The 24,530-nt window shown below is 61.9% G+C and carries 25 protein-coding genes; 5 read left to right on the top strand and 20 right to left on the bottom strand.

Annotation, left to right across the window (positions count from 1 at the left end; translation table 11 throughout):
• Positions 1-7 precede the first annotated feature (7 nt).
• Both HRJ34_RS20115 and HRJ34_RS20110 read left to right on the top strand, forming a co-directional pair.
• Positions 8-1,261 (top strand): dicarboxylate/amino acid:cation symporter, encoded by a 1,254-nt coding sequence (locus HRJ34_RS20115; protein WP_208632214.1) that lies wholly within the window; start codon positions 8-10, stop codon positions 1,259-1,261.
• A complete protein-coding gene (locus HRJ34_RS20110; protein ID WP_208632213.1) occupies positions 1,261-1,776 on the top strand; it encodes a RidA family protein in 516 nt (171 codons plus the stop codon). The genes HRJ34_RS20115 and HRJ34_RS20110 overlap by 1 nt, the downstream gene beginning before the upstream one ends.
• Positions 1,777-1,795: 19 nt before the next feature.
• Here HRJ34_RS20110 and HRJ34_RS20105 read toward each other — a convergent pair whose 3' ends face one another.
• Entirely contained in the window at positions 1,796-2,713 is a 918-nt protein-coding gene (locus tag HRJ34_RS20105) for a LysR family transcriptional regulator (protein ID WP_208634401.1), read from the bottom strand.
• 164 nt (positions 2,714-2,877) lie between these two features.
• Here HRJ34_RS20105 and HRJ34_RS20100 point away from each other — a divergent pair, with 164 nt between their 5' ends.
• From HRJ34_RS20100 to HRJ34_RS20090, 3 genes are read left to right on the top strand one after another with little or no spacing between them, the layout of a single operon-like run.
• Entirely contained in the window at positions 2,878-4,230 is a 1,353-nt protein-coding gene (locus HRJ34_RS20100) for a Rieske 2Fe-2S domain-containing protein (protein WP_208632212.1), read from the top strand.
• Complete coding sequence (gene benB, locus HRJ34_RS20095; RefSeq protein ID WP_208632211.1) at positions 4,227-4,742, top strand: benzoate 1,2-dioxygenase small subunit; 516 nt, start codon at positions 4,227-4,229, stop codon at positions 4,740-4,742. The genes HRJ34_RS20100 and benB overlap by 4 nt, the downstream gene beginning before the upstream one ends.
• A 13-nt stretch (positions 4,743-4,755) precedes the next feature.
• Positions 4,756-5,538 (top strand): 1,6-dihydroxycyclohexa-2,4-diene-1-carboxylate dehydrogenase, encoded by a 783-nt coding sequence (locus HRJ34_RS20090; protein WP_208632210.1) that lies wholly within the window; start codon positions 4,756-4,758, stop codon positions 5,536-5,538.
• Positions 5,539-5,620: 82 nt separating this feature from the next.
• Here the strand turns inward: HRJ34_RS20090 and HRJ34_RS20085 are convergent, their stop codons facing one another.
• From HRJ34_RS20085 to ggt, 19 genes are all read right to left on the bottom strand, one after another.
• The gene (locus tag HRJ34_RS20085) at positions 5,621-6,064 is read right to left on the bottom strand and encodes a hypothetical protein (RefSeq protein ID WP_208632209.1); all 444 of its coding nucleotides are present in this window, start codon (positions 6,062-6,064) and stop codon (positions 5,621-5,623) included.
• 62 nt (positions 6,065-6,126) lie between these two features.
• Entirely contained in the window at positions 6,127-6,972 is an 846-nt protein-coding gene (locus tag HRJ34_RS20080; protein ID WP_012048849.1) for an AAA family ATPase, read from the bottom strand.
• Positions 6,973-7,043: 71 nt separating this feature from the next.
• Positions 7,044-7,721 carry a DUF6975 family protein gene (locus HRJ34_RS20075; RefSeq protein ID WP_012048850.1) on the bottom strand — a complete coding sequence of 226 codons (678 nt, stop codon included), beginning with the start codon at positions 7,719-7,721 and terminating at the stop codon, positions 7,044-7,046.
• Positions 7,722-7,815: 94 nt separating this feature from the next.
• Positions 7,816-8,412, bottom strand: a complete 597-nt coding sequence (locus HRJ34_RS20070) for a GNAT family N-acetyltransferase (protein WP_208632208.1) — start codon at positions 8,410-8,412, stop codon at positions 7,816-7,818.
• Complete coding sequence (locus HRJ34_RS20065; RefSeq protein ID WP_208632207.1) at positions 8,405-9,088, bottom strand: sugar transferase; 684 nt, start codon at positions 9,086-9,088, stop codon at positions 8,405-8,407. The genes HRJ34_RS20070 and HRJ34_RS20065 overlap by 8 nt, the downstream gene beginning before the upstream one ends.
• 1 nt (position 9,089) lies before the next feature.
• Entirely contained in the window at positions 9,090-10,277 is a 1,188-nt protein-coding gene (locus HRJ34_RS20060) for a UDP-N-acetylglucosamine 4,6-dehydratase (RefSeq protein ID WP_208632206.1), read from the bottom strand.
• Positions 10,274-11,458, bottom strand: a complete 1,185-nt coding sequence (locus HRJ34_RS20055; RefSeq protein WP_226948862.1) for a LegC family aminotransferase — start codon at positions 11,456-11,458, stop codon at positions 10,274-10,276. Before HRJ34_RS20055 ends, HRJ34_RS20060 begins: the two co-directional genes overlap by 4 nt.
• Positions 11,455-12,609, bottom strand: coding sequence for a glycosyltransferase family 4 protein (locus HRJ34_RS20050; protein ID WP_208632204.1), 1,155 nt, complete (start codon positions 12,607-12,609; stop codon positions 11,455-11,457). The genes HRJ34_RS20055 and HRJ34_RS20050 overlap by 4 nt, the downstream gene beginning before the upstream one ends.
• 59 nt (positions 12,610-12,668) lie before the next feature.
• Positions 12,669-13,835 (bottom strand): hypothetical protein, encoded by a 1,167-nt coding sequence (locus tag HRJ34_RS20045; RefSeq protein WP_208632203.1) that lies wholly within the window; start codon positions 13,833-13,835, stop codon positions 12,669-12,671.
• A 22-nt stretch (positions 13,836-13,857) separates the two neighbouring features.
• The gene (locus HRJ34_RS20040) at positions 13,858-14,439 is read right to left on the bottom strand and encodes a class I SAM-dependent methyltransferase (RefSeq protein WP_208632202.1); all 582 of its coding nucleotides are present in this window, start codon (positions 14,437-14,439) and stop codon (positions 13,858-13,860) included.
• A complete protein-coding gene (locus HRJ34_RS20035; protein ID WP_208632201.1) occupies positions 14,424-15,578 on the bottom strand; it encodes a glycosyltransferase in 1,155 nt (384 codons plus the stop codon). Before HRJ34_RS20035 ends, HRJ34_RS20040 begins: the two co-directional genes overlap by 16 nt.
• Positions 15,579-15,583: 5 nt before the next feature.
• Positions 15,584-16,600 (bottom strand): polysaccharide deacetylase family protein, encoded by a 1,017-nt coding sequence (locus tag HRJ34_RS20030; protein ID WP_208632200.1) that lies wholly within the window; start codon positions 16,598-16,600, stop codon positions 15,584-15,586.
• Positions 16,597-17,559 carry a hypothetical protein gene (locus HRJ34_RS20025; protein ID WP_208632199.1) on the bottom strand — a complete coding sequence of 321 codons (963 nt, stop codon included), beginning with the start codon at positions 17,557-17,559 and terminating at the stop codon, positions 16,597-16,599. The genes HRJ34_RS20030 and HRJ34_RS20025 overlap by 4 nt, the downstream gene beginning before the upstream one ends.
• Before the next feature lie 17 nt (positions 17,560-17,576).
• Entirely contained in the window at positions 17,577-19,163 is a 1,587-nt protein-coding gene (locus tag HRJ34_RS20020; RefSeq protein ID WP_208632198.1) for an amino acid adenylation domain-containing protein, read from the bottom strand.
• Positions 19,164-19,373: 210 nt separating this feature from the next.
• The gene (locus tag HRJ34_RS20015; RefSeq protein WP_016747087.1) at positions 19,374-19,595 is read right to left on the bottom strand and encodes an acyl carrier protein; all 222 of its coding nucleotides are present in this window, start codon (positions 19,593-19,595) and stop codon (positions 19,374-19,376) included.
• A gap of 69 nt (positions 19,596-19,664) precedes the next feature.
• Entirely contained in the window at positions 19,665-20,474 is an 810-nt protein-coding gene (locus tag HRJ34_RS20010; protein WP_208632197.1) for a class I SAM-dependent methyltransferase, read from the bottom strand.
• A 19-nt stretch (positions 20,475-20,493) separates the two neighbouring features.
• Positions 20,494-21,780: an oligosaccharide flippase family protein gene (locus HRJ34_RS20005; RefSeq protein WP_208632196.1), complete on the bottom strand. Its 1,287-nt coding sequence runs from the start codon at positions 21,778-21,780 to the stop codon at positions 20,494-20,496.
• A 139-nt stretch (positions 21,781-21,919) separates the two neighbouring features.
• Positions 21,920-22,603, bottom strand: a complete 684-nt coding sequence (locus HRJ34_RS20000) for a sulfotransferase family 2 domain-containing protein (protein WP_208632195.1) — start codon at positions 22,601-22,603, stop codon at positions 21,920-21,922.
• A gap of 157 nt (positions 22,604-22,760) precedes the next feature.
• Entirely contained in the window at positions 22,761-24,506 is a 1,746-nt protein-coding gene (gene ggt / locus HRJ34_RS19995) for a gamma-glutamyltransferase (protein ID WP_208632194.1), read from the bottom strand.
• Positions 24,507-24,530: the final 24 nt, after the last annotated feature.

The raw sequence follows: 24,530 nt of genomic DNA, 5'->3' as shown, positions 1-24,530 counted from the left end.
GGGCGACATGCGTCTCAAGCTGACGCCGCTGATCTTCGGCGGCATGGCGCTCGGCATCGCGGCCGGCGTCGGCGTGCATCTCTGGGCCGGCGGCGACGCGGCCGCCGGCGCGCGGATCGCCGACTATCTCCAGCTTCCGGCCGACGTCTTCCTGCGCCTGATCAAGATGATCGTCGCGCCGCTCGTCTTCGCGACGCTGGTGACGGGCATCGCGCATATGGGCGACGTCGCCAGCCTCGGCCGGATGGGCGCCCGCGCGATGGGCTGGTTCGTCACCGCCGGGCTCGTCTCGCTCTCGCTCGGGCTGCTGTTCGTCAACGCCTTCGCACCGGGCGAGGCGCTGCACCTCGTCCGCACCGCCGATCCCGGCGGCATGGCCGAGAAGGCGCTGAGCTTCCGCCAGTTCGTGCTCCACATCTTCCCCGAATCGGTCGTCCAGGCGATGGCCGAGAACCAGATCCTGCAGATCGTCGTCTTCTCGCTGTTCGTCGGCGTCGCGCTGTCGGCGGCGGGCGAGCGGGGCAAGCCGCTGCTGGCCGTGGTCGAGGCGACCGCCGAGCTGATGCTGACGATCACCGGCTATGTCATGCGCGCCGCGCCGCTGGCGGTGTTCGGCGCGATCGCGGCGACGGTCGCGACCCAGGGCGCGGGGATATTGCTGACCTTCGGCGCGCTGATCGGGGAGTTCTACGTCGCGCTCGCCGCCTTGTGTCTGGTCCTGCTCGGCGCCGGCGCGGCGTTCCTCGGCGGGGGCCTCGCGCCGCTGCTCCGCCATGTCCGCGAGCCGCTGCTGCTCGCCTTCTCGACCGCCTCCTCCGAAGCGGCCTATCCGCGCCTGATGGAAGCGCTCGACCGCGCCGGCGTCCCCCGCCGCGTCTACGGCTTCGTGCTGCCGCTCGGCTACAGCTTCAACCTCGACGGGTCGATGATGTACGCCACCTTCGCGGCGATCTTCATCGCCCAGGCCTATGGCGTCGACCTGCCGATCGCCACCCAGATCACCATGCTGCTGGTGCTGATGGTCACCAGCAAGGGGATTGCGGGCGTATCGCGCGCCAGCCTCGTCGTCGTCGCGGCGACGCTCGCCCAGTTCGACCTTCCCGTCGAAGGGGTGGCGTTGCTGCTGGCGATCGATCATTTCATGGACATGGGCCGCACCACGACCAATGTGCTGGGCAACGCGATCGCCACCGCGGTCGTCGCCAAGTGGGAAAGCGCGGACCGGCCTCGCCCCCTGATCACCGAAAGCGGGAGACTGTGATGAAGACCAAGCCGATGATCGCCGCCGTCGCGGCCGCCCTTCTCGCGACCGGCGCCGCCTCGGCCGCCCCCGCGCCGGTCGAGCGGATCGCCAGCCCGGGGCCCGACGGCAAGCCCGGCCTGATCCTGAAGGGCGTGATCGTGCCCGCCGGCTACGAGACCTTCTACCTGTCGGGCCAGCTCGCCGACCCGATCGACCCCGCCCGGACGGCGACGATCGACGATTATGGCGACACCCGCACCCAGACGCTGAGCGTCCTCGCGAAGATCAGGGCGCTGCTCGCCAGCAAGGGCTATGCAATGGCCGACGTCGTCAAGATGCAGGCCTTCCTCGCCGCCGACCCCAAGCTCGGCAAGATCGACTTCGCGGGCTTCAACGCCGGCTTCCGCGACTATTTCGGCTCGGCCGCGAACCCGAACACGGTCGCCCGCTCGACCTTCCAGGTCGCCAACCTCGTCCAGCCGATGTTCCTGGTCGAGATCGAGGTGACGGCGGTGAAGGCACCGGGGAAATAGGCCCCGGCCCGGATATCCCCTAGAATCTCAACGCCTCGGGGACCTTGTAGCCCCATTCGCCATATTTCCGGGCGATCACCCCCGCCATGATCCGCAGCTCGGGCGAGGAGTCGCCGATGCGGTGGCTCATGATGATCGGCGAGGTCGCGCCTTCGAGCAGCTCGCGATAGCGCACGTCGTGGCTGCGCGCACGGCGCACCGTCTCGGGGACGATCGCGATCCCCTCCTCGGCGGCGACGAGGCCGATCGCGGTCTGCAGCTCGCGCGCCTCCTGCACGACGCGCGGCTCGATCGAATGGTCGCGGAACAAGGAGAGCACCTGGTCGGCATAGCTGGGTCGCGGCTGGCGGGGGTAGATGATCAGCGGCAGGTCGGCCAGCGCGCGGATCGAGATCGGCCCCTCCTCGCGCGCCAGCGGGCTCGCGGCCGGCAGCGCGACGATCAGCGCCTCGTAGCGCAGCACGGTGCGCTGGAGCGACGGGTCCTCGAAGCGGATGCGGCCGAAGCCGACGTCGATCCGCCCCTCCTTGAGCGCGGCGATCTGGTCGAAGGTCACGCTCTCGACCAGGACCAGCTCGACGTCGGGCGCCTCGATCCGGAACTCGCGGATCAGCTCGGGCAGGCGCGCATACATGGTCGAGGCGGCGAACCCCATGGCGAAGCGCCGCCGTTCCGATCCGACCGCGGTGCGCACCATCGCGCGCATGTCCTCCATCCGGCCGAGCATCTGGAGCGCCTGTTCATGGACGAGATGGCCGACCGCGGTCAGCTTGAGCGGGCGGCTGGAGCGGTCGATCAGCTCGGCGCCGATCTCCTCCTCCAGCTGCCGGATCGTCCGGCTGAGCGGCGGCTGGGCGATGTGCAGCCGCTCGGCGGCGCGGTTGAAGTTGCGCTCGGCAACCACGGTGGCGAAGTAGCGAAGCTGGCGCAGATCCATAAAATACCTCAAGGGTATCTTATCGAGATCGGATTGATCTTTGCAACCTTCGCCCGAGCCCAATTATCATCGACCGATAGAAAGGATCGGGAGAGCGCATCGCAGCGACATGGCCTCCCCCGAAAATACCTTTCGGATCAAGATGACGGCAGAGGAGAGCTTCCATGACGATGTCCATCCGCGACCGCGTGGCGACCGCCGTCGTCGACGATCCGGCCAGCGGGGCGTTCCGTTGCCGGCGGGACATCTTCACCGATCCCGACATCTTCGACCTCGAGATGAAGCACATCTTCGAGGGCAATTGGGTCTATCTCGCCCATGAGAGCCAGGTCGCGGGCAAGAACGACTATTTCACCACGTCGATCGGCCGGGTCCCCGTCATCCTGACGCGGGGCAAGGACGGCGCGATCAACGCCTTCGTCAACGCCTGCTCGCATCGCGGCGCCCAGCTCTGCCGGCGCAAGCGCGGCAACCAGCCGCTGCTCGTCTGTCCCTTCCACGGCTGGAGCTTCCGCACCGACGGGTCGCTGCTCAAGGCGAAGGACGCGGCGACCGGCGCCTATCCGGACAGCTTCGACCGCGACGGATCGCACGACCTGACCCGCATCGCCCGCTTCGCCGACTATCGCGGCTTCCTGTTCGGCAGCCTCAACCCCGACGTCGCGCCGCTGGAGGACTATCTGGGCGAGACCCGGCTGATCATCGACCAGATCGTCGACCAGGCGCCCGAGGGCCTGGAGATCCTGACCGGCAATTCGACCTACATCTTCGACGGCAACTGGAAGCTGCAGATGGAGAATGGCTGCGACGGCTATCATGTCAGCTCGGTCCACGCCAACTACGCCTCGACCATGGCGCGGCGCGCGGAAGGCGGCACCCGGGCGGTCGACGCCAATGGCTGGTCGAAGGCGGTGAGCGGCGTCTACGGCTTCGAGAACGGCCATATCCTGTTGTGGACCCGCGTGCTCAACCCGGAGGTTCGCCCGGTCTGGACGCAGCGGGCGGCGCTCGCGGAGCGGCTCGGCGCGGACCGGGCCGAGATCATCGTCAGCCAGAGCCGCAATCTGGCGCTCTATCCCAACGTCTTCCTGATGGACCAGTTCTCCACCCAGATCCGGGTGGTGCGCCCGATCGACGTCCACCGGACCGAGGTGACGATCTACTGCTTCGCGCCGAAGGGCGAGAGCGCCGAGCTCCGCGCGACCCGCATCCGGCAATATGAGGATTTCTTCAACGTCTCCGGCATGGGCACGCCCGACGACCTGGAGGAGTTCCGCTCCTGCCAGTCGGCCTATGAGGGGGCGGGCGGGCTGTGGAACGACCTCAGCCGCGGGGCGACGCGCTGGATCGCCGGGCCCGACGACAATGCCCGCGCGATGGGGATGAATCCGCTGCTGTCGAGCGAGCGCAGCGAGGATGAAGGGCTGTTCGTTCGCCAGCACGAATATTGGGCGCGCGCGATGCTCGCCGGGATCGACCGGGAGAGCGATGCCGCCCTGCTGGAGGCGGCGGAATGACCGCCCTGCTCGAACCGGTCCGCGCCACCCTGTCCCATGCCGACATCCGCGCCTTCCTCTATCGCGAGGCCCGGCTGCTCGACGATCGCGACTGGGACGCCTGGCTCGAATGCTATGCGCCCGACGTCGAATATTGGATGCCGGCCTGGACCGACGACGACGATCTGACCCGCGATCCGCAGGCGGAGATATCGCTGATCTACTATGCCAACCGGCAGGGGCTGGAGGATCGCGTCTACCGGCTCAAGACGGGGCGCTCCTCGGCCAGCACGCCCGAGGCGCGCACCAGCCACGCGATCAACAATGTCGAGATCCTCGCCGAGCGGGACGGGCTGGTCGAGCTGCGCTACAACTGGCACACGCTCAGCCATCGCCTGCAGCAGACCAACCAGTTCTTCGGCACCGCCTTCTGCACGCTCGACACGCGCGGCGACGCGATCCGGATCGTCAGGAAGAAGATCGTCCTCAAGAACGACTATATCCACCAGGTCGTCGACATCTATCATCTCTGACCAGGAGCCGGACATGTTCGAAGGGCGTTTCGCGGGCAAGGTGATGGTCGTCACCGGCGCCGGGCAGGGCATCGGCGCGGGCGTCGCCGCTCGCGCCGCGGCGGAAGGGGCGAGCGTGCTCCTGGTCGACCGGGCGGAGATCGTCGCGACGGCGGCGGATCGCATCATCGCCGCCGGCGGCGTCGCGGCAACGGCGCTGTGCGACCTGGAGACCGCGGCGGGCGCGCAGGCGGCGATGGCGGCGGCGATCGCCGCCTTTGGGCGCATCGACATCCTCGTCAACAATGTCGGCGGCGCGATCCGGATGCGGCCCTTCGCCGAGTTCGAGCCCGACCAGATCGACGCCGAGATCCGGCGCTCGCTGATGCCGACGCTCTATTGCTGCCATGCGGTGCTGCCGGTGATGCTGGCGCAGCGATCGGGCACCATCGTCAACCTCTCGTCCAACGCGACGCGCGGCATCCGCCGGGCGCCCTATTCGGCGGCCAAGGGCGGGATCAACGGCCTGACCCAGAGCCTGGCCATGGAATATGCCGGTTCCGGCATCCGCGTCGTCGCGACCGCCCCCGGCGGGACCGAGGCCCCGCCCCGGCAGGTGCCGCGCAATGCGGCGGGCGACAGCGAGCAGGAGCGCGCCTGGATGGCCGAGGCGGTCGCCCAGGTGACCGAATCGAGCTTCCTCAAGCGCTACGGCACGCTCGACGAGCAGATCGCCCCGATCCTGTTCCTCGCCTCCGACGAAGCGAGCTACATCACCGGCAGCATCCTGCCGGTGGCCGGCGGCGACCTGGGGTAGAGTCTTTCACGCCGACTTCCTCATCTTTCCGTCATTACCGCGAAAGCGAGAATGACGACAGAGACGGAGGATATGGGGAGCCTCAGACGATCCGGCTGCGCTCGGTGATCGGGTCGAGGCGGCGCATCACGACGCGAACGTCGGGGCCAGTGGTGCGGCCGATGCGGCCCTCGAACAGGTCGGGGGTGATCGCCTCCGCCGCGACGTCGAGCCGGAACAGCGGGGCGAGCGAGCCGAACACGCCGCGATAGTCGCTGCCGAAGCCGTGGCGCACCACCTGCAACGAGGCGGCGAGCGTCGTCGGGCCGTCGATCGCGAACTGGCCGTGGAAGATGAGCTGACCGTCGCCGCCCGCCATGCGGTTGCCCTCGACATGGAGGACGCCGCCATGCGTCTCGTCGTCGCGGCATCCGAACGGACCGAAACGCAGGGTCCACAGCCCCGCCATCGCCGCCGGCGTCAGCGGCTGGGGAGCCGGGGCGGCGATCGGAGCGTCGGGGCGGGGCAGGGCGCGCGGCTTGGCCATGACCGGCCAACTAGCTGGTCTTCATGGAGAAAGGATGAATCCCTTCTCCGAAAAACCGACCCTCAGGCGCCCTGGCGGCGGGCGAGGAAGGCGAGCCGTTCGAACAGCATCACGTCCTGCTCGTTCTTGAGCAGCGCGCCGTGGAGCGGCGGGATCGCCTTCTTGGGATCGCGATTCTGCAGCACCTCGAGCGGCATGTCCTCGACCAGCAGCAGCTTGAGCCAGTCGAGCAGCTCGCTGGTCGACGGCTTCTTCTTGAGGCCGGGAACCTCGCGGATCTCGTAGAAGATCTCCATCGCCTTGGCGACGAGCGCCTTCTGGATGCCGGGGAAATGGACGTCGACGATCGCCTGCATCGTCTCCCGATCCGGGAATTTGATGTAGTGGAAGAAGCAGCGGCGCAGGAAGGCGTCGGGCAGCTCCTTCTCGTTGTTCGAGGTGATGACGACGATCGGCCGCTCCTTCGCCGCGATCGTCTCGCCCGTCTCATAGACGTCGAACGACATGCGATCGAGCTCCTGGAGCAGGTCGTTCGGGAATTCGATGTCGGCCTTGTCGATCTCGTCGATCAGCAGCACGGGGAGCTGCGGCGCGGTGAACGCCTCCCACAGCTTGCCGCGCTTGATGTAGTTGCGGATGTCGTGGACCCGCTCGTCGCCGAGCTGGCCGTCGCGCAGCCGCGCGACCGCGTCATATTCGTAGAGGCCCTGGTGCGCCTTGGTGGTCGACTTGATGTGCCACTGGATCAGCGGCGCGCCGGCGGCGGCGGCGATCTCATGCGCGAGGACGGTCTTGCCGGTGCCCGGCTCGCCCTTCACCAGCAGCGGGCGGCGCAGGGTGACGGCGGCGTTGACGGCGACCTTCAGGTCGTCGGTCGCCACATAGTTGCTCGTCCCTTCGAAACGCACCTGCGCACTCTCCTGCCAGAAACCGGTCGCCTAACGGCGATAGGGGGGAGAAGAGTCGTTTGTCCAGCCCTTCAAGGCCCGACGCCGTTCCGCGCCTCGGCCCGCGCCTCCAGCAGTCCCCACAGGCCGCGATGCTGGATCAGCAGCTGCTGTGCGCCGAACATCATCGCGCGGTCGACCGGGGCCTCGGCCACCGCGTCGGCGACCGCCGCCATCGTCCGGCGCGGGGAGGGGAGCGCGGGCGGGACGAGCGCGACGCCGAAGCGCTGGGCCGCCGCATCGATCACGGTGCGGATCGCACGCCAGTCGAGCACCAGCGCGACCGCCGCGCCGAGCGCGCAGCCGGCGCGATCCGACCGGCCGAGCATGTCGAGCGCGTGGCGCTGGCCCGCGACCGCCGCCTCGCAGCGGGCCTGGCCCGGCGTGCTCGGCAAGGGACCCGCCGCCACCACCACGCGCATCAGATAGGCGCGCTCCGCGGCGAAGCCCTCGGTCGCCGCGTCGAGCCAGCCGCGCACCGGGCCGGCGGCGGTACGGCCCCGCGCCTGGTCGATGACGCCGGCCCCGCCGCCATGGAGGCTGGACAACAGATGGACCGCATCGGCCAGGTCCCGCGACGCCTCCCGGCCCCGCGCGAAGATCTGACTGGCGATATAGGGGTGGCCCTTCGCGCCCTCCGCCTGGAGCAACGCGCCGACCGTCTCGACCGCGCCTGGACGCGCGGCCTCCTGCTCGTGAACATACGCCATACGCAACACATCCCGAATACAACCGGACAAGCATGGACGACAGGAACGCGCCGCCCACGCGAATCGGCATAGCGCGATCGGGGTAAATGGGCGGTTACGGCAGCGAAATTTTCCCGCGAGCGCGATCGACGAACAGGACCGACCCGGCATCGCCGTGCACCTGCACCCGGGCGATCGGCTCGGCGCCCATCTTGCGATAGAAGGCCTGAGCCGGCGCGAGCGCGTCGCCGACGACGATCGCGAACTCGGCGATGCCCCGTTCGACGAAGGCGGCGCGCAAGGCGGCGTAGAGTCGTTCGGCTACGCCCTGCCCCCGAAAATCGGGGGAAACCGCGATGCTGTACAGTTCGGCGACGGGACGGTCCGCCGGCGCCTGCTTGCCGGTGTGCAGCAGCACTTCCGCGATCCGCCGCAGCTTGCGCGGCGAGAAGATCACCGGCCAGAGCGCCCAGACCAAGGCCGGGAAGCGCTTGAGAAGATGCCGGTAGACGGGCCCCAATCCGGTCCCTCCGCTGACGAAGCCGCGCAGTTGCCCGGTCTCGACGTCGACGATCAGGATCGACGCCGGGCTGCGGTCGATCGCCTCGTAGAGCAGCGTCAGGAAGCGGGGGCCGAGCTCGGACAGGAAGCCCTGGTCTATGGCCGCCGCGTGCAGCACCGCGACCTGGCCATAGATGGCCTTGTCAGCCACGGCCGCTCAGGCCGAGCAGCCTGGCCAGATGCTCATCGGGAAAGGGCAGGCCGGGAAAGGCGCGCCAGACGATGTCGAGGCGCGGCACTGCGACCACCCAGGCGGTGAGGGCGATCAGCTTGAAATAGGTGCCGAGCGACCGGTTCCGCGCATACCATTCCTCGAGCCGCCCTTTGAACGGCATGATCGTCTCGTCATAGAGCCGGTCGGGATCGGCGTCGGCGTGCATCAGCTCCTCCTCGTCGCGGAAGACGATCGAGCCGATGCCCGAGAGCCCCGGCCGGACGCCGACGATCGCCGCCTGCGACGCCGCCGGGAAGGCGTCGAAGCAGCGGCGCGTCTGCGGGCGGGGGCCGATGATGCTCATCGTGCCGTTGAGGATGTTGAGGAGCTGCGGCAGCTCGTTGATCTTGGTCTTGCGCAGGAAGCGGCCGAACGGCAGCACCCGCGGATCGCCCTTCAGCGTGACCGTGCCGGTGCCGAGGTTCGGGCTGTCCTTGAGCATCGTCGCGAATTTCCAGACGCCGAACATCGCGCCGCCGCGCCCGACCCGCTGCTGGCAGTAGAAGACTTCGCCCTCGCCGGTGCAGCGCAGGACGATCATCACCGGGATCAGGATCGGGGACAGCGCCAGCAGCGCTAGGCCCGAGAAGAGGATGTCGAACGCGCGCTGCACGTCACATCCTGCCGTCGAGATAGCGGCCGGTGTCGAGATGATGGAACTCCGGGATCATGCGGTTGAACAGGTCGACGATCGGCCCCTTCTCCCAGACGTCGCGGGCGCGGCAGGCCGCGACCTCCCGCGTGAACAGGTCGAGCAGCGCCGGATCATAACCCATCCGGTTCTTGACGATGCCGACATTGGCGAAGCGATCGAGGTCGAGTTGCTCGCCCGCCATGAAGAATTCCTCGAAATCCTTCTCGCCGGTGGTGTCGCTGGCGAAGAAATAGCAGGGCCAGCGGCGCTGCGGGATCAGTTCGTCGACGCGGGCGCGGGCTTCGTCCTCCGATCCGCACGCTACCGCCTCATAGCCGAGCGCCGCGAGATAGCGCACTGCGATGTCGGAGAAGGTGGTGAGGTGGAGCTCCTCGCTGAGCTTCGGGAAGAAGATGTCGCGATTTTCGCCGAGCAGGCCCGACATCAGGCAGAGCTCGCCCGATTCCTGCGGCGTGACGAAATAGCGGCGCACGTCGTTGGGCGCGGAGATCGGCTGGCGCTTGGCGAAGCGCTGGTTGAAGCCGTGCAGCAGCGAGCCGTCGGAGAAGGCGACATTGGCGAAGCGCGCCGTCGACACCGGCATCGTCTCGCTCTCGCGCATCAGGAACATCTCCATGATGCGCTTGCTGGCCCCCATCATGTTGACCGGGTTGGCCGCCTTGTCGGTCGACACGCAGAAATAGCGCTGCGCCCCGCCGTCGCGCGCCTGGCCGAGCGTCTTCAGCGTGTTGAAGATGTTGACCTCGATCAGGCGCATCAGCGTGAAGGGGTCCTTCTCCGACCGGACATGCTTGAGCGCGCTCAGGTTGAAGACGAAGTCGTAGCCGCCCGACGCCTGCATCAGCGCCTCGAACTCGCGGCCGCCGCAGTCGATCGCGAAGGTGCTGAAATCGCCGTCGATATAGCCGAGCGTGCTGCGGATGTCGCGAACCAGCTCGACCATGTTGTTCTCGCTGACGTCGACGACGTGGAGCGCCCTGGGGCCGCGCTTGAAGATCTCGCGCGCGACGGCCTGGCCGATCGACCCGGCGCCGCCGATGACGAGGAAGCGGGACGCGCGGACGGTTTCCGACAATTGCGCTTCGTGCGCCGCGACGTCGGCGCCGAACAAAGGGCTCTCGCGGCCGACCAGATCGAGGATGTTCATGCTTTCAACCTGCCGAATTCGCTGTCGGGGACGCTGGAGGGGAGGTTGACGACGCGCTCGGCCAGCCAGCGCGCATTACCTAGCCCATCATTCTGACAATCGGCGTACATCGGCAGCTCGCTCATCAATTGCCAGATCGGCCGGGTCATCACGCCGGCCGCGTTGCTCGCCTCGAGGAAGGCGTCGCGCGCCGCCCGGTCGTCGAGGATGATCGCGTTGAGCCAGTGGTTGGGTACCGTCCCCTCCGGCGCCTCGACGAAGCGCAGGCCGTGGGCGGCGCAGAAGGCCCGATAGCGTTCGGCGACCTCGGCCTTGATCGCCAGCATCGCGGGGAGCGCCTCCATCTGGGCGACGCCGAGCGCCGCGTTGAGATTGGGCAGGCGATAGTTGAAGCCGATCTCGTCGTGGAAGAACTCATAGGGATGCGGGCGCTTGGCCGTGGTGGTGAGGTGCTTGGCGCGGCGGGCGAGTTCGGCATCGTCGGTCACGATCACACCGCCGCCGCCGGTGGTGACGATCTTGTTGCCGTTGAAGCTGAACGCCGCGATCCGCCCGAAGGTGCCGGTGTGGCGCGAGCCGACGAAGCTGCCGAGCGATTCGGCGCTGTCCTCGACCAGGACGATGCCGAACTCCTCGCACAGCGCGGCGATCTCGGCGATGCGGCAGGGGATGCCGAAGCTGTGCATCGGCATGCAGGCGGCGATCCGCGCGCCGGTCGCTGCGTTGACGGTGCGGCCGCCCTCGCGCCGCGTGTTCGCCTCCAGCCAGCGGCGCAGCGCCGCCGGGCTCATCCCCAGCGTGTCGGGATCGACGTCGACGAAGACCGGGCGGGCGCCGGCATAGCTGATCGCGTTGCAGGTGGCGATGAAGGTGAGCGCCTGGGTGACGACCTCGTCGCCGCGCTCGACCCCGGCGACGACCAGCGCGGCGTGGAGCGCGGCGCTGCCGTTGACGGTGGCGATGCCGTGCGCGGCGCCGGCGAAGGCCGCGACCGTCGCCTCGAACTCGGCGACGCGGGCACCGACCGAGGAGACGAAGTTCGAATCGATGCAGTCGACCGTATAGGCCCGCTCATTGCCTTCGAAGACCGGGCGGTGGAGCGGGATCGGGCCGGGGCCGTAGATATCCCGGATCGTGTCGACGAGGGCAGCGAGCGCGACGGGGGAAGAAGCTGGATTCATGAGCGGCATCCCGGTTCGATAGCGGCATCCGGTGCCCGGGTCAGCCCGAGATGGTGCATGAGGGTCTGGTTCACCTTGTGGACGTCATATTTCTCGCGCGCGATGCGCAGGCTCTGCTCGCCCATCGCGGCGACGGCTCCGGGGTTCTCGATCATCCACGCCATCCTGTCGGCCAGCGCGTCGGCATCGCGCGCCGGGACGAGGAAGCCATTGACGCCGTCGACCACGGTTTCGCGACAGCCGGGCACGTCGGTGGTGAGGATCGCCCGTCCGCTGGCCATCGCCTCGAGCACCGAGCGGGGCGTGCCCTCGCGATAGGAGGGCAGGACATAGGCCGAGGCGGCCGCGAGCGCCGGGCGCACGTCGCCGAGGCCGCCGAGATGGTCGAGCCCCTGCGCCTGCCATTCGGCGACCGCCGCCGGCGCGACGCCGTCGGGGCCTTCGTCGAAATAGCCGACGAGCGAGAAGCGCGCCGCGGGGTGGCGCGCCTTGAGCCGGATCGCCGCCTCCGCATATTCGCGCACGCCCTTGCTCTTCAGCAGGCGCGCGATCATCAGGAAATGCGGCGCGTCGGGCCGCGGCGACGGCGCGAAATGATCGAGGTCGACGCCCGAGCCGTTGACCATCCGCACCTTGCCGGGATCGGCGAGACAGCCGGCAGCGATGAAGTCGTCGCGGTCGTCGGGATTCTGGAACACCACCACCGCGTTGCGATCGGTCGCGCGGCGATAGAGCCAGGTCTGGACCTTCTGCACCAGCGCGCGCTTCCAGTTGCGCTCGCCGGCATCGGTGAAGGCGAAGCCGAGCCCGGTGACCATCGCCGCCGACCGAACCCCGGCGGCGCTCGCGGCGATCGCGCCCCAGATGTTCGGCTTGGCGGTATAGCTCAGCACCAGATCGGGCCGGAGGCGGCGCATCGCCCGGTAGAGGCGCCAGCCATAGAGCAGGTCGTGGACCGGGTTCATGCCGGTGCGGCTGAGCGGCAGATCGAGCGGCGTGGCACCGAGCCGGCGCAACTCGCCGAGAAGCGGCACATCGATATCCGGCCCGACCGCGACGACCTCATGCCCGGCCGCAACCAGCGCCGCAATCAACGGCCCGCGAAAGAGCACCAGCGACGGCGCGAAGGACGCCAGGACGAGGACCTTCAATGTTCCCAACGCTCCTGTCTGTTAGGAGACATCGGAGCAGTACGATATGATCCGCAAATTCAGCATTTGAACGAGATTGCCGCCTGTTCGCGTCGATTGACGGAATTGGAATACTTCAGCGCAAGATAAAGCATGATCGGCATGAACATCCATTTCTGCCGTGCGGCAAGACCACTGTTGTACATCAGCGAGCCCAGCATAATCCAGATACCCAGCATCAGAAGCACAAGGTGCAAATCTTCTCGCTGGAAGCGGGTCATGAAGCGAGTGCGCCAAAGCAAGAAGCCAAAAAATCCCATCAAAACGATATTTTCAAGCGCCACTCCGAATTCCATAAACCCGCTCGCACTCAGGATCGTTGGATAAAAGGCGGTCATCATCCAGCGAACCGGCAAAGGTTGTGAATACCAGAATGCACCGTCGTCGCGATTCAATACGGAGCCGCCTTGGCGGCTTACATAATCGGTGAGAGAATCGTTGGACAAGTCCACAAGGCCAAGCCGTTGGGTCAATATGGGCAGCATGACCAGCAATATGACCGCCACAACCGCTGGTCCGATCACGCCACTGACTGCAGTCCTCCCTCCTTTGCTCGTCATGATCGCCATCGACAGCGCCATCGGGATGCCGATATGTGGCCGCACTAGGAACATGAGAAAAACGGCCAATCCCAACATGGGCAAGGACCGTGGACTCATCGAACCCTTCAAAAACAGGCCGATCGCGAGGATTGAGAAGGCATCCTTTCCAATGGATGTGGTCCAGATGCTCAATCCAGGCAGTGCGACACATGCCCAGATCCAGGCTCGATCGTAAAAATAGCCAGATCTTTGAAGATCTGAAATCACGCCTCCAAAGATAACAACCCCTACAGAACCAATAAAATTAAAAATCATAAATGTTGAAATAAATCCAAAATCAAAAAAATCGATGACCACATGAGTAATCCAATATATAAACATCGTTCCAACCCCGATATCTATATATTTTCCTGAAAACGTTATTCCTGATATTGCACCTTCATAATACGCAATCTCGTCCCCTCCAATATTTAAGACTATTGAAATCATCAAAAATGAGCACAACGTGTGCCATAGATAAACGAATATAGTTATCGCCCTACTTAGATGACAAGCCCTTCCAACAAGGAGGACTGGAACGAATAAAAATATCCAAACTATACCAGCAACAATCAGCTCATAAATGTCAAAAACGCCGCGCAGCATGGCATGTCCTAAATAATAATATCTACTTAATTATGATTGCATATTCCCGATCAATTCCTCTTATTTTACTTTTAATTGTCCTTAATTTTATGAAATTAATTTCATTACAATATTTTTCTATAGTATCTAAATGGACAGGGACGGCGTATATAATGGTAAAACTCGGTAAATTGTTGAGAATTTTTTCACAAAATTCCCTCATAATTTCCGCATAAAAAGGATTGAACATATAAAAAACGTTTGCAGTATCTGGACATACTTCCAATATATTTCCTGCAATAACTTCGCATTTCGAGGGAACCACCATAGCAGCTATCGCTGCGACTTGCTGATTAAGTTCAATTCCAGTCAGTCTAGCATGAGGGAAACGCCTGGCTAGATAGGCAAGCACCCGGCCGGTACCGCAACCGACATCGACGATGTTATCACCTTCCCGGAAATCAAATTCAGACATCATATGATGGAGAAAATACCAATCCGTCGGAACTGTGTCCTTCGCCTCCTGCGTAACGGCCAACGTCTTTCGAGTCAGCAGCCTGCCTGTCATAACCACGTCCAGCACGCGGTTTTCAATGGCGGCATACAATCTCAGCAGGCTGGACATGAACCACTCGCCTTGTCGATAAGGGCAGACTTCCCGCTTTCCGCCAAAACATCGCGAATAAGATCTCGATATCTATCAATAACGTTCGAAGGTGCGAAATCGGCCGCACGTGGACGTGGATCGGGGCCACCAGAGCGCAAAACGTCCACGATTGCCTGTGCCAGCGCACTGGGAACAGCCTCGGCAACGAGCCGTCCCCATTTTCCACCTTCCAGAATTTCGAAGGGTCCATGCCTGCAGTCTGTGGACACCACAGGAATCCCTGTGGTCATGGCTTCGATCAACACGGTAGGAAGCCCCTCCCAACTCGAGGAAAGGACGAACATATCCGATTGCGCCATCCGGTCACGAATGTCGGACGCATATCCTTCGAGAGTGACGATATCTTGCAGCCCTAAAACGTCGATCTGCTGCTGCAAGCTGTCGCGGAGGGGGCCTTGGCCGTAGACGCTCAGCCTTACGTCTTCCTGCTGCCGGACGAGGTCGATCGCGTCGATCAATAGCGCAAAATTCTTCTGCCGTTCCAAGCGACCTACAGCAATGAGACGCGCAGGACGCACGACTTCGCTACGATCGATATCGATGCCGACATAGGGTGGAATGGGGTTGTGCAGAACACTTGTCTTGACGGAAAATTCCTTTCCGCAAAAATCAACGAAAGATCGACAGACACCCTCCGATACTCCGATGATGCGGGTCGGAATCTTCGCCAGCCATGCCACTGCCCTGGTTACTATGGCAGCGATGGGTGGCGAATAAAGATCGTGCTTCGTGCTATATGGATTGTGCAGGCACCAAATGATGTGCGGCCGATGCCTCCCCAGCAACCAAGCCAGGGCGGACTGGACACTCATGCGGGTACCTTGCGCGAATACAATGTCCGGCTTCTCTCTGTCGAAGAAAGCACGCAAACGCCAGATAACCTTACCAATATGATAGCTGTCGACGCTTTGGAGCGTTATGTCGGGGCCCACATTCTCGACAAATTCCCCTACGCTCTCATTGGTCACGATATCGATGGCACGGACATGCGGCCGGAGTCCACGTGCGATATCTATGGTCACACGTTCGGCACCGCCAGCACCAAGCATCGGTATGAGAAATGCAAGCTTGGCCTGCGAGGGATCGGTTGCGCGCATATAGATTAGCGTAGGGCAGCCAAGCCTACTTCACGCATCGTCAGATTTTGCCATCCGTACTTTTCGCGTAAATGGACAAAGTGATCGACGATGATACGAAGGGTATTGAGGTTATTGTCGAGATTGATGCCGAAGTTATGTGGGTGGAACCATAAGTGAAAAACTCCTCCATTCTCGACGGCTGCATCCATGGCACTTAAAATCCTCGTGCGCCGCAAACCCTCGATGACAGCCAGTCGGTTGCTGTAGGGGCGCAGAAAGCGGCTCGATGCGACGTTTACTGACTTACGTTCACAATCTCGCGCGGGATGCTGCACATGCGCACCAGTCAGATTGAGATAAGCATCGGTCAGGCGCATAGCACGCTGCCACTTGGCCTGCTCCGCCTTTGCCGATGTCGCGTAGATCGGGTGGCTTTCATTACCGCGATAAGCAAAGATGTCACGCACCGCACATTCTTGGATAAAAGGATCGGCATATTGGTTGCGCGGAAAGACAATGCTGTCGGGCTTCAACCCGTTGCGCGCCATGATCGCAGTTGCAGCGTCTAGGTCGGAACCAAAAGCTTGGGGCGTAGCCCCCTTTTCAAGACAATAGAAATGACCGAAGGTATGCGTTGCGATTTCCTGTCGATCGATGGCTTGTATCATGTCCAAAAGATCTGGGGCAAAATGATAGGGGTCGTCTCTTTGGTCATGGCCCAGTTGGTCGATATCGCGATAAGGATCTAATGCCGGATTGGCATATTGAGGTCGTATTTCCGGTATATATTTTTTCAGATCATCGCGGTTCCGCGCAAACAGAACGCCCAATGTTGCCCATGTGCAAGCAATTTCGCGTTCGCGAAAAACCTCCAACATAGCAGGAATCGCCTGACGCTCCCCAAGGATGTTAGCACCATAACGATTGATGGTGCTGTGGTCGCGCACACCCCAGAATAGTTCGAAATCGAGAGAAATGACAAATGCGGACACACGCTTATCAAGCACGGCGCAACGACCTTCCTTTTTGAGAGCCTTCACTCGATACGGGTCAATATGGCTTCGAGGCCGAGGTCGGAAAAACTCGCGGACAGTGTCATTCTCGGTTCGCCTATAGACCGTGTAACAAATGCCCGCAATTGCGGGTTATAAGGCTGCATCCCTGCCTGAGAGAAGGTGGACCAGTCCGCTTCCTTCCTCGAATTAACGAGCAGGATCACGACACCCAGCCTGGCCAGTATAGGTATTATCTGCTTGTTGAGAAACGTCGGATCGATCCGGCTGTCTCCGATCCTTGCGACGATCAGGCGCTTGCGCAGGCCGATGGTGACAAACGCGAACCGGGCACTCCCATCGTGAATGACCAGAGTGAGCGGACCATTTGCCGCAAAATGCCGCCATCGAAGAAAGGTCGGATCGAGCGCCTCGTTCGCTTCCAGCTCCTTAAAATAGAATTGCGATCCATCGCCCTTCCAATCGATAGCGACACCATGCTTGTTGGCCAGGCTGCCTAACAAGGACGCGCTATAGCGCAGTCCCTGGCCCTCACCGAACTGGACGCGGCCCCAGAATAACGGAAAATAGGGGGAGGCGATCTTACGAATGAAGCTGCGGATCGGTACCTCGGTAAAACGCGCGGCCTTGTAAGCATTCGAAAGCGGCGGAACGGCGCCGGGCACGACCATGGGCAAGCGACTATATCGCATGACCAAGGCCCCACCCACGCCACTGGTCCGTTCCGGATAGGTGAAGAGATTATGCGCCACGATGAATTCCGACTGATCGCCGGCCCAGCCCAGAAATTCGTGCGAAACAGCGGTTAACTGGCCTCGTTCGTCATAACCAAGCATTCCGCGCCCAGCCGCCTTCGGATGGTCGCAATAGAGCCAGGTGAAAAATCGCTCGCTAGATTGATAGCTTTTGACACCAAATTGCAGTGCACATAGCGAGCGCGCCTCAGCAAAGCGATCCGGCGTGATGGAATGAAAGGTGAGCGCCATGACGAGCTATCCTATTATTAGCCGTTCACTTGCTGAGTGAGCAATTGGCGCACGGCCTTCCGGTCAACCTTGCCGTTGGCATTCTTGGGAAGCTCGTCCATGTGGTGAAAGTGGGACGGAACCATATAATGTGGCACCGTTGCACGGCAATGTTCGATCAATTCATCCTCTGACAATGGTGCGGGGGCCATATAGGCCATTGCCAAGATGTCATCGGCTCCCCGCTTGATCATCACCGTATTGGCGCGGTCAACATTGGCCAGTCTCTCGACACACGCGTCGATCTCCTCCAATTCGATACGGTAGCCGCGCAGTTTCACCTGGTTGTCCGCACGCCCCGAAAACCAGAGGAAACCATCCTCGTCCTCGGAAACCAAGTCGCCAGCTTTGTACCAGATGTCACGGTAATCCTCATGGAACGGCGATTGACGGAACGCACGCTCACTGAGTTCGGGGTTGGCGAAATATCCGAGGCCGACATTCTCACCGCCGATCCAGAGTTCGCCCACCTCGCCGCAGGGAACAGGTTTACCGTTTTCGTCGAGGATCGCATATTGAAAGGTGGTATGCATCCGGCCGATCGAAGGGAATAGAATGCCCGGCCTGGCCAGAGCCTCCTCGTCGATTTCCTTGCTCGAGCAGATGCAGCTCGTTTCAGTAGGGCCATAAACGTTGAGCAGCTTTGCCTTGCCCAGGAAGGTCGAATGGAATTTCTTGAGTGACTCGACAGGAAAACCCTCACCACCGAACATAAACAGGCGCACCGATGGAAAGCGTTGCGGGTTCAGCATCTGGATCTTTGCAAAGGTTTGGAAGAGGGTCGGGACCCCAAAGATCAGTTCCGCCCTCCCGCGCGCGAGCACGCCGATCCAATGAACCGGATTGGCATTGTTAACGGTTTCCACCGGGACCAGCGTATTACCACCGAGCAGCCCGCAAAACAGGTCGAAGACCGAATTGTCGAAGTGTAGCGGATTGACATTTGAAACGCGGATCGGTCCGTTATCAGCAGTCGCCGAGCGGGCGAGAGGCATTACTTCGTGTTGTGCCCATTGCATTAGGTTCGCAACGCCACAGACAGGAATGACGGCACCCTTCGGTTCGCCGGTAGAGCCCGAAGTGAACATGACATAGGCGGGTTCGCCATCGGCAACAAAGGCAATCGGCGGAGTTTCCGAAGATGGGGCATCAAGGGCGTCAACGGCGTCCAGAGCACCCACCTGCACCGCTTCGCCAAACGGATTGCGACACGGTTGATCGGCGATCACCAGCGCTGGACGCAATCGGTTCACGATTGCATCGGTACGACTTGGTGGGCTTTTCGGATCGATGAAAGTGTAGGTCGCGCCTTGCCGCAAGCAAGTCAGCCAAAGCGCATAGGTCAACGGAGCCTTGGGCAGTTGGAGTACAATGCGCTTCTTTGCCGCCTTGCCTGCATTCAACTGCGCCTTTTCCACAAGCCATGATGCGCACCGGCGAACCATCCACTCCAACTCGCCGAAAGCGATTGTCCGATCCGGGAAATGCAGTGCCACATCTTCCGGCCGGTCAGCTACGATTGAGAGGAACTGATCGAACAGTCTATTATAAGGCTGTTGCGACATGATTTCACTCCAATAATGATTGCGTCAGCTATGATACAGAAACCGCGATAGCCGAATGCGATGAACCCACTGAAAACTTATAGGCCTTTTCGCTGGTGCCAACGATAGTTATTACGTCAAAGCCGCAGCACCGCGCTCCAACACCAATCATTAGCCATCGATGCTTCGGACGACCAATCGCTACCGATGCGGATTCGGTGTTTCCCTACTTCAGCTCGTACCATCCATCAGCAGTTGCCGCACGTCAGCGACTGTTACCAAACCATCTATCTCCTCGAATTCGAGCATCCGCCCCATGTGTTCTTCCAAAGCCACGACAAGATTGACCATCGCTACGGAATCCCAACCCGGTGGTAGATCCAGCCGCGCATCATTGGTCACGCCGGTAAAATCGACTCCGGTTTTCTGCTTCAAAAATTCTGTCGTATTCATGGCAGACTTTCTCTGCTCAGGGGGATCATCTCGCTACTCGATTCTGAATAAGGGGCCACAGCATACACTTCAGCCCGCTTTCCGGAACAGCACGATTTTCGGTGCCATTGACCGGAATTCGTGACGCAGCAAGCCTTTGCCGCCGCGACCGATGGCCATGCGCACCAGTTCGCGTATATGATCGCGCGTTTGCTGCATCACCGGGAAGCTGTGAAACGCCAGATATGTGATCTCGTCCAGGAAATCGAAATTGGCGAAATTGTTATTAGGGTTAATCGCGCCACTCTGCTGATAATTCTGGAACCATATGCGTGTCGATTCGCAATTCTGCGGCGCGTGCTTGGTGTGACGGGTTTCGCCAGAACGTAAGTCATTGAGGTCTTCGATGACATAATAGCCGCCGGGCTTCAGCCGTTCCCAAAGCAGGCTCAGCGTCAACTGTTGGTGATCGGCGATGTGACTACCATCATCAATGATGATATCGAACATCGTCTTCCCGATCTGCTTCTTGAAGCCGTTCAGGCTTTCTACAGAGCTTTGGTCTACGACGAACGTCTTTATGCGATCGTTCTCAAGATGGTCAGCCGGATTGATATCGAGACCGTAGAACGCGGCGTTGGGGAAAAATTCATACCACATGCGCATCGAGCCGCCGCCGGAGCGATTGTCGCCGTGAGCGATATCAGACTCCCAATTCTTGCCGGGTACGCCAAGGCCGATCTCGCACAGATTGAGCGCCTCATCACACCTTTCCCCGAAATAGGCTTGATAGATGTCGGTATAATTGTTGCTCGACCATTTTTTGCTGGGCCCCTTGTGCCCTTTGTCCGTGCCGACACGGTTGGCGATCTCGAACAGTTGAGGGAATTTTTGCTTCATCTGAAAAATCCCGTTTCCTTTATGGCAATGGTTGGGGTCGCGAAGATGGAAGAAGGCGCGTAACCAGCGGCAGCGAAAGCACGCCCGTCGCGCGATATAGACGCAGCAGCATGCAGCCATTCCAGCAAGCGAGTGATGCCGTAGCCGACCAGGCACCACCGATCGCACCATATTTCGGGACGAGCAGGATGCAGCCTGATATATTGGTCGCCAGCGCCAACCCAAGAGCGAGATACATTGTATTTTCCAGTCGACACGCAATTAGCAGGATACCGACTGATCCAGTCAGGGCGTTGATCGAGGTACCGATTAGGATGACGAAAAGAACTGTCTCGACGCCATTGTAGGATTTACCAAGCAACGTTGTGGCGATCAGCTCACCAAAAAGCGCAAAGAAGATCGCCGATCCAAAGGCGAAGACAACACTGATCTCACAAGCGTGCGAAGCCATGCGCTGCAAACGGACGACGTCACCTATTGCATGCGCGCGCGACATAGCCGGCGCTTGCAACGTGTTGAGGATCACTACCATCAGCGAAGCTAAGAAGGCAAATTGTGATGCAATCTGGTAATGGGCGACCTCAGCATCGCCGCCGATCACGCCAACGAGGATTGGCGTCGCCTGCACATTCACAATGCTGAGCCAGCCCACTGCGCTAATGGCAACGGAATCGCGCAACCACTGCCTGTCATGGAATTGCGGTTCAGCCTGACGGAGCGCTTGCAGTGGCCCGCGCGGACGAACCATCCATGCCACGGCAAATCCGCACAATCCCGATAGCACAAAAGCGCCGACAGCGGACTGGCGGTTGAGATCAAAGCCGATAGGCAACCATAGCAATACGACGAAGAGAAGGTGGCTGATTGGACGGACGAAAAACTCACCCAATTGTCCGGACACGGTTTTGCCGAATCCCTTGGTGATAGCTTCTGTCGTACTCATCAAGGAAAGGAATAACAGCAAAGGAAGACCAATAAGAAACAACCGCGACTGCCCCGGAGACAATCGGCTATCCAGAACTATCGCGGCGCCGGCTATGGACACTCCCGCGCCAATCGTGGCGATTACCGCGAACTGGTAGGCTCGTATGATAATCCCGCGCAAATTAGCCCTTTCATTGCGCTCGTCATACGATGCCACTTCGCGGGTAAGCTGATTGTTAAGGCCCGTGCGCATCAGCCCCACCACGAGCAACAGCCAGGCCATTACAAAGGCGACCTGACCATAATAGTCCGGGCCAAGTTGTCGCGCGAGCAGGATGTTAAGGACCAGAGTCGATCCGCTTGCGACCAGCCGCATCGCCATGCTGCGGCTCGACCGACTCTTTGCAAGCGGCAACATGCGGTCGATCGACAGTGTGGATCGGATAGACAAAATAGTTCGCCCTACAGTCGCCCTTCGCCACGTTCGGCCGAGCCTCAGCAGAATAGATAAAAATATTTCATTAGAAATCGTAGCCGAATAGCGAAAGATCATCTGCATAAATGCGCGCAATGGAATCACGCATTTCGGCGGTATAAAAACTTCGATAATCGATCTTTTCGCCGCTGCGATTGACATGTGGTATTTGGAGCGTACGCCCCAAAATCCCCTCCAGCCAGTCCTCAGTGGCTGCCATATTCTCAACCCTACCGAGATGGTCGACGATAAGCTTGCCCTCGCGGCCGCAAACATAATGGCTCTGGGGTTTGAACACGCCATCCTCACGCTTCAGATCGGCAGAGGGAAGCCAATCCAGCACGAAGCGTTCAAAGCTTGCAAATTCGCTCGATTGATAGCGCTCAGCATTCAGTATGCCAGCGCGCAAGCCCTCGCCACTGCCTACACCAGCGCGTGCGAAGCGCCAGGCTGACACCGACCGCGACCACGGATTACGTGCAAGCGCAAATCGCGGCAAAGCCAGCAACGCGTCGCCCCCTACCTGCTCAAGCGCACATGCCGAAATATGACCGATGAATCTACCATAAATTTCTTGGCTGATACTTGATCCAGCCGCTTTGGGGATGTGTATGAATACAATTCCATTTTTTATAAATATACTCTTCCGCCGCCTCACTAGAGCACATTCACGAATATGATTAGGAACATGAGCCTTATAGACATGTCTAATCCTATTGGAAATGCTCATATTTTTTCATGACCCATTGTTCATTACTAAAGTTAAAATAATTAACTCTATATCTTCTATATTCTTATTGTATACTGCCATGTAATTTTGGGAAATTATTCCGAATATATTACTATATATCATATTCAGCGATTATATGCACCGCGTCAATGGAGTGTTACTTTGCGGCATTTACCAACACTACCCCCGGACTCCGCGGATCGGCCGCACCGGTCCACCCTCCCGGCGTGCGCTGCAGGATCGTCAGCTTCGACGGGATGTCGCCCGGCACCGCCGTCTCGCCGAGGCGCGCCAGCGCGGGGATCATCGGCTCCAGCGGGCTGTTGCGCTCGACGATCAGCGCCGGGCCGCGGAAGAAGATGTTGGGGAGGGCGATCGCGTCGGCCGCCGGCAGGCCCCAGTCGATCGTGCCGATCAGCGCCTTCAGGCTGTGCATGATAATCGTCCGCCCGCCCGCCGATCCCAGCGCCATCACCGGCCGCCCGTCGGGGCGGTAGACGATCGTCGGCGCCATCGACGACAGCGGCCGCTTGCCGGGCTGGACATGGTTGGGCACCAGCCGGCCATCCTCGCGCGGCTGTTCGTTGAAGTCGGTCAGCTCGTTGTTGAGGAAGAAGCCGCCCGCGATCAGCGAGCTGCCGAACGGCCCCTCGACCGTCGAGGTCATGCTGGCGATGTTGCCCCAGGCGTCGACCGTGACGAAATGGGTGGTGCCCTGCTCGGCCGGCGCCGGCGTCGCCGCCAGCGGCCCCGCGCCCGGCGGGGTGCCGGGCCGGTATTCGCCCAGCGTCCGATCGGGCGCGATCAGCTTCGATCGCTCGGCCAGATAGGCAGGGTCGAGCAGCCCGGCGACCGGCGCCGCGACGAAATCGGTGTCGCCCAGCCAGGCGTCGCGATCGGCATAAGCGAGGCGCATCGCCTCCCCGATCAGGTGCCAGGCGACCGGCGAATCCTTGCCCAGCGCCTTGAGGTCGAAGCGTTCGAGCATCCCCAGCATCATCAGGTCGGTGATCGCGCCCGAGGAAGGCGGCCCCATCCCGCAGATCCGATAGCCGCGATAGGCGCCGCAGATCGCCGGGCGCGGCTTGGCGCGATAGCCGGCGAGGTCGGCGGCGGTCATCACCGTCGGGTTGCGCTTCGCCCCGGCGATCGCGGCGCGTATCTCGTCCGCGATCTCGCCCTTGTAGAAGGCATCGGGGCCCTTGGCGGCGATCGCGCGCAGCGTCGCGGCGAGCGCGGGATTGCGCACCGTCTCGCCGCTCTCCAGCGGGCGGCCGTCCTTCCAGTAGATCGCCCGCGCCTCGGGGAAGTCGGCCCACAGCTTTTCGGCCTGCTTCAGCCGGAAGGCGAGCGTGCCCTGCACCGCATAAGGGCCGGGCGGGTTGTCGGGCAGCAGCGTATAGCCCTGCTCGGCCAGCCGGATCGCCGGCTCGAACAGCTTCGCCCAGGGCAACCGGCCCCAGCGCGCATGCGCCTCCGCCATCAGCGCGATGTTGCCGGGCACGCCGACCGAATAGCCGCCCGGCACCGCCCGCATATAGGGCAGCGGCCGGCCGTCGGCGTCGAGGAAGCGATCGGGCCCGGCCGAGGCGGGGGCGGTCTCGCGCCCGTCGATGGTCAGGATCGCGCCGGTCTTCGCGTCGTGATGGACCAGGAAGCCGCCGCCGCCGATCCCCGACGACATCGGCTCGGTGACGGTCAGCGCCAGCATGATCGCCATCGCCGCGTCGGCGGCGCTGCCGCCCTCGCGCAATATCTCCTGCCCTGCCGCCGCGGCGCGAGGCTCGGCGGCGGCGACGACTCCGCGGGTGGTCGGGGCCGGGCTGGCTGGCGCCGCGGCCGCAACGACGCTCGACAGGCCGAGGGCCAGAGCGGAGAGGACGGTTACAGCGCGACGCAACATGGCGCGCAACTTATTGGATTGCGC

This window comes from Rhizorhabdus wittichii (genome assembly GCF_017607425.1).
GTDB classification, from domain to species: Bacteria; Pseudomonadota; Alphaproteobacteria; order Sphingomonadales; family Sphingomonadaceae; genus Rhizorhabdus; species Rhizorhabdus wittichii.
Note: the sequence above shows the minus strand (reverse complement) of the source record. Positions and strands in the feature narration are given on the sequence as shown.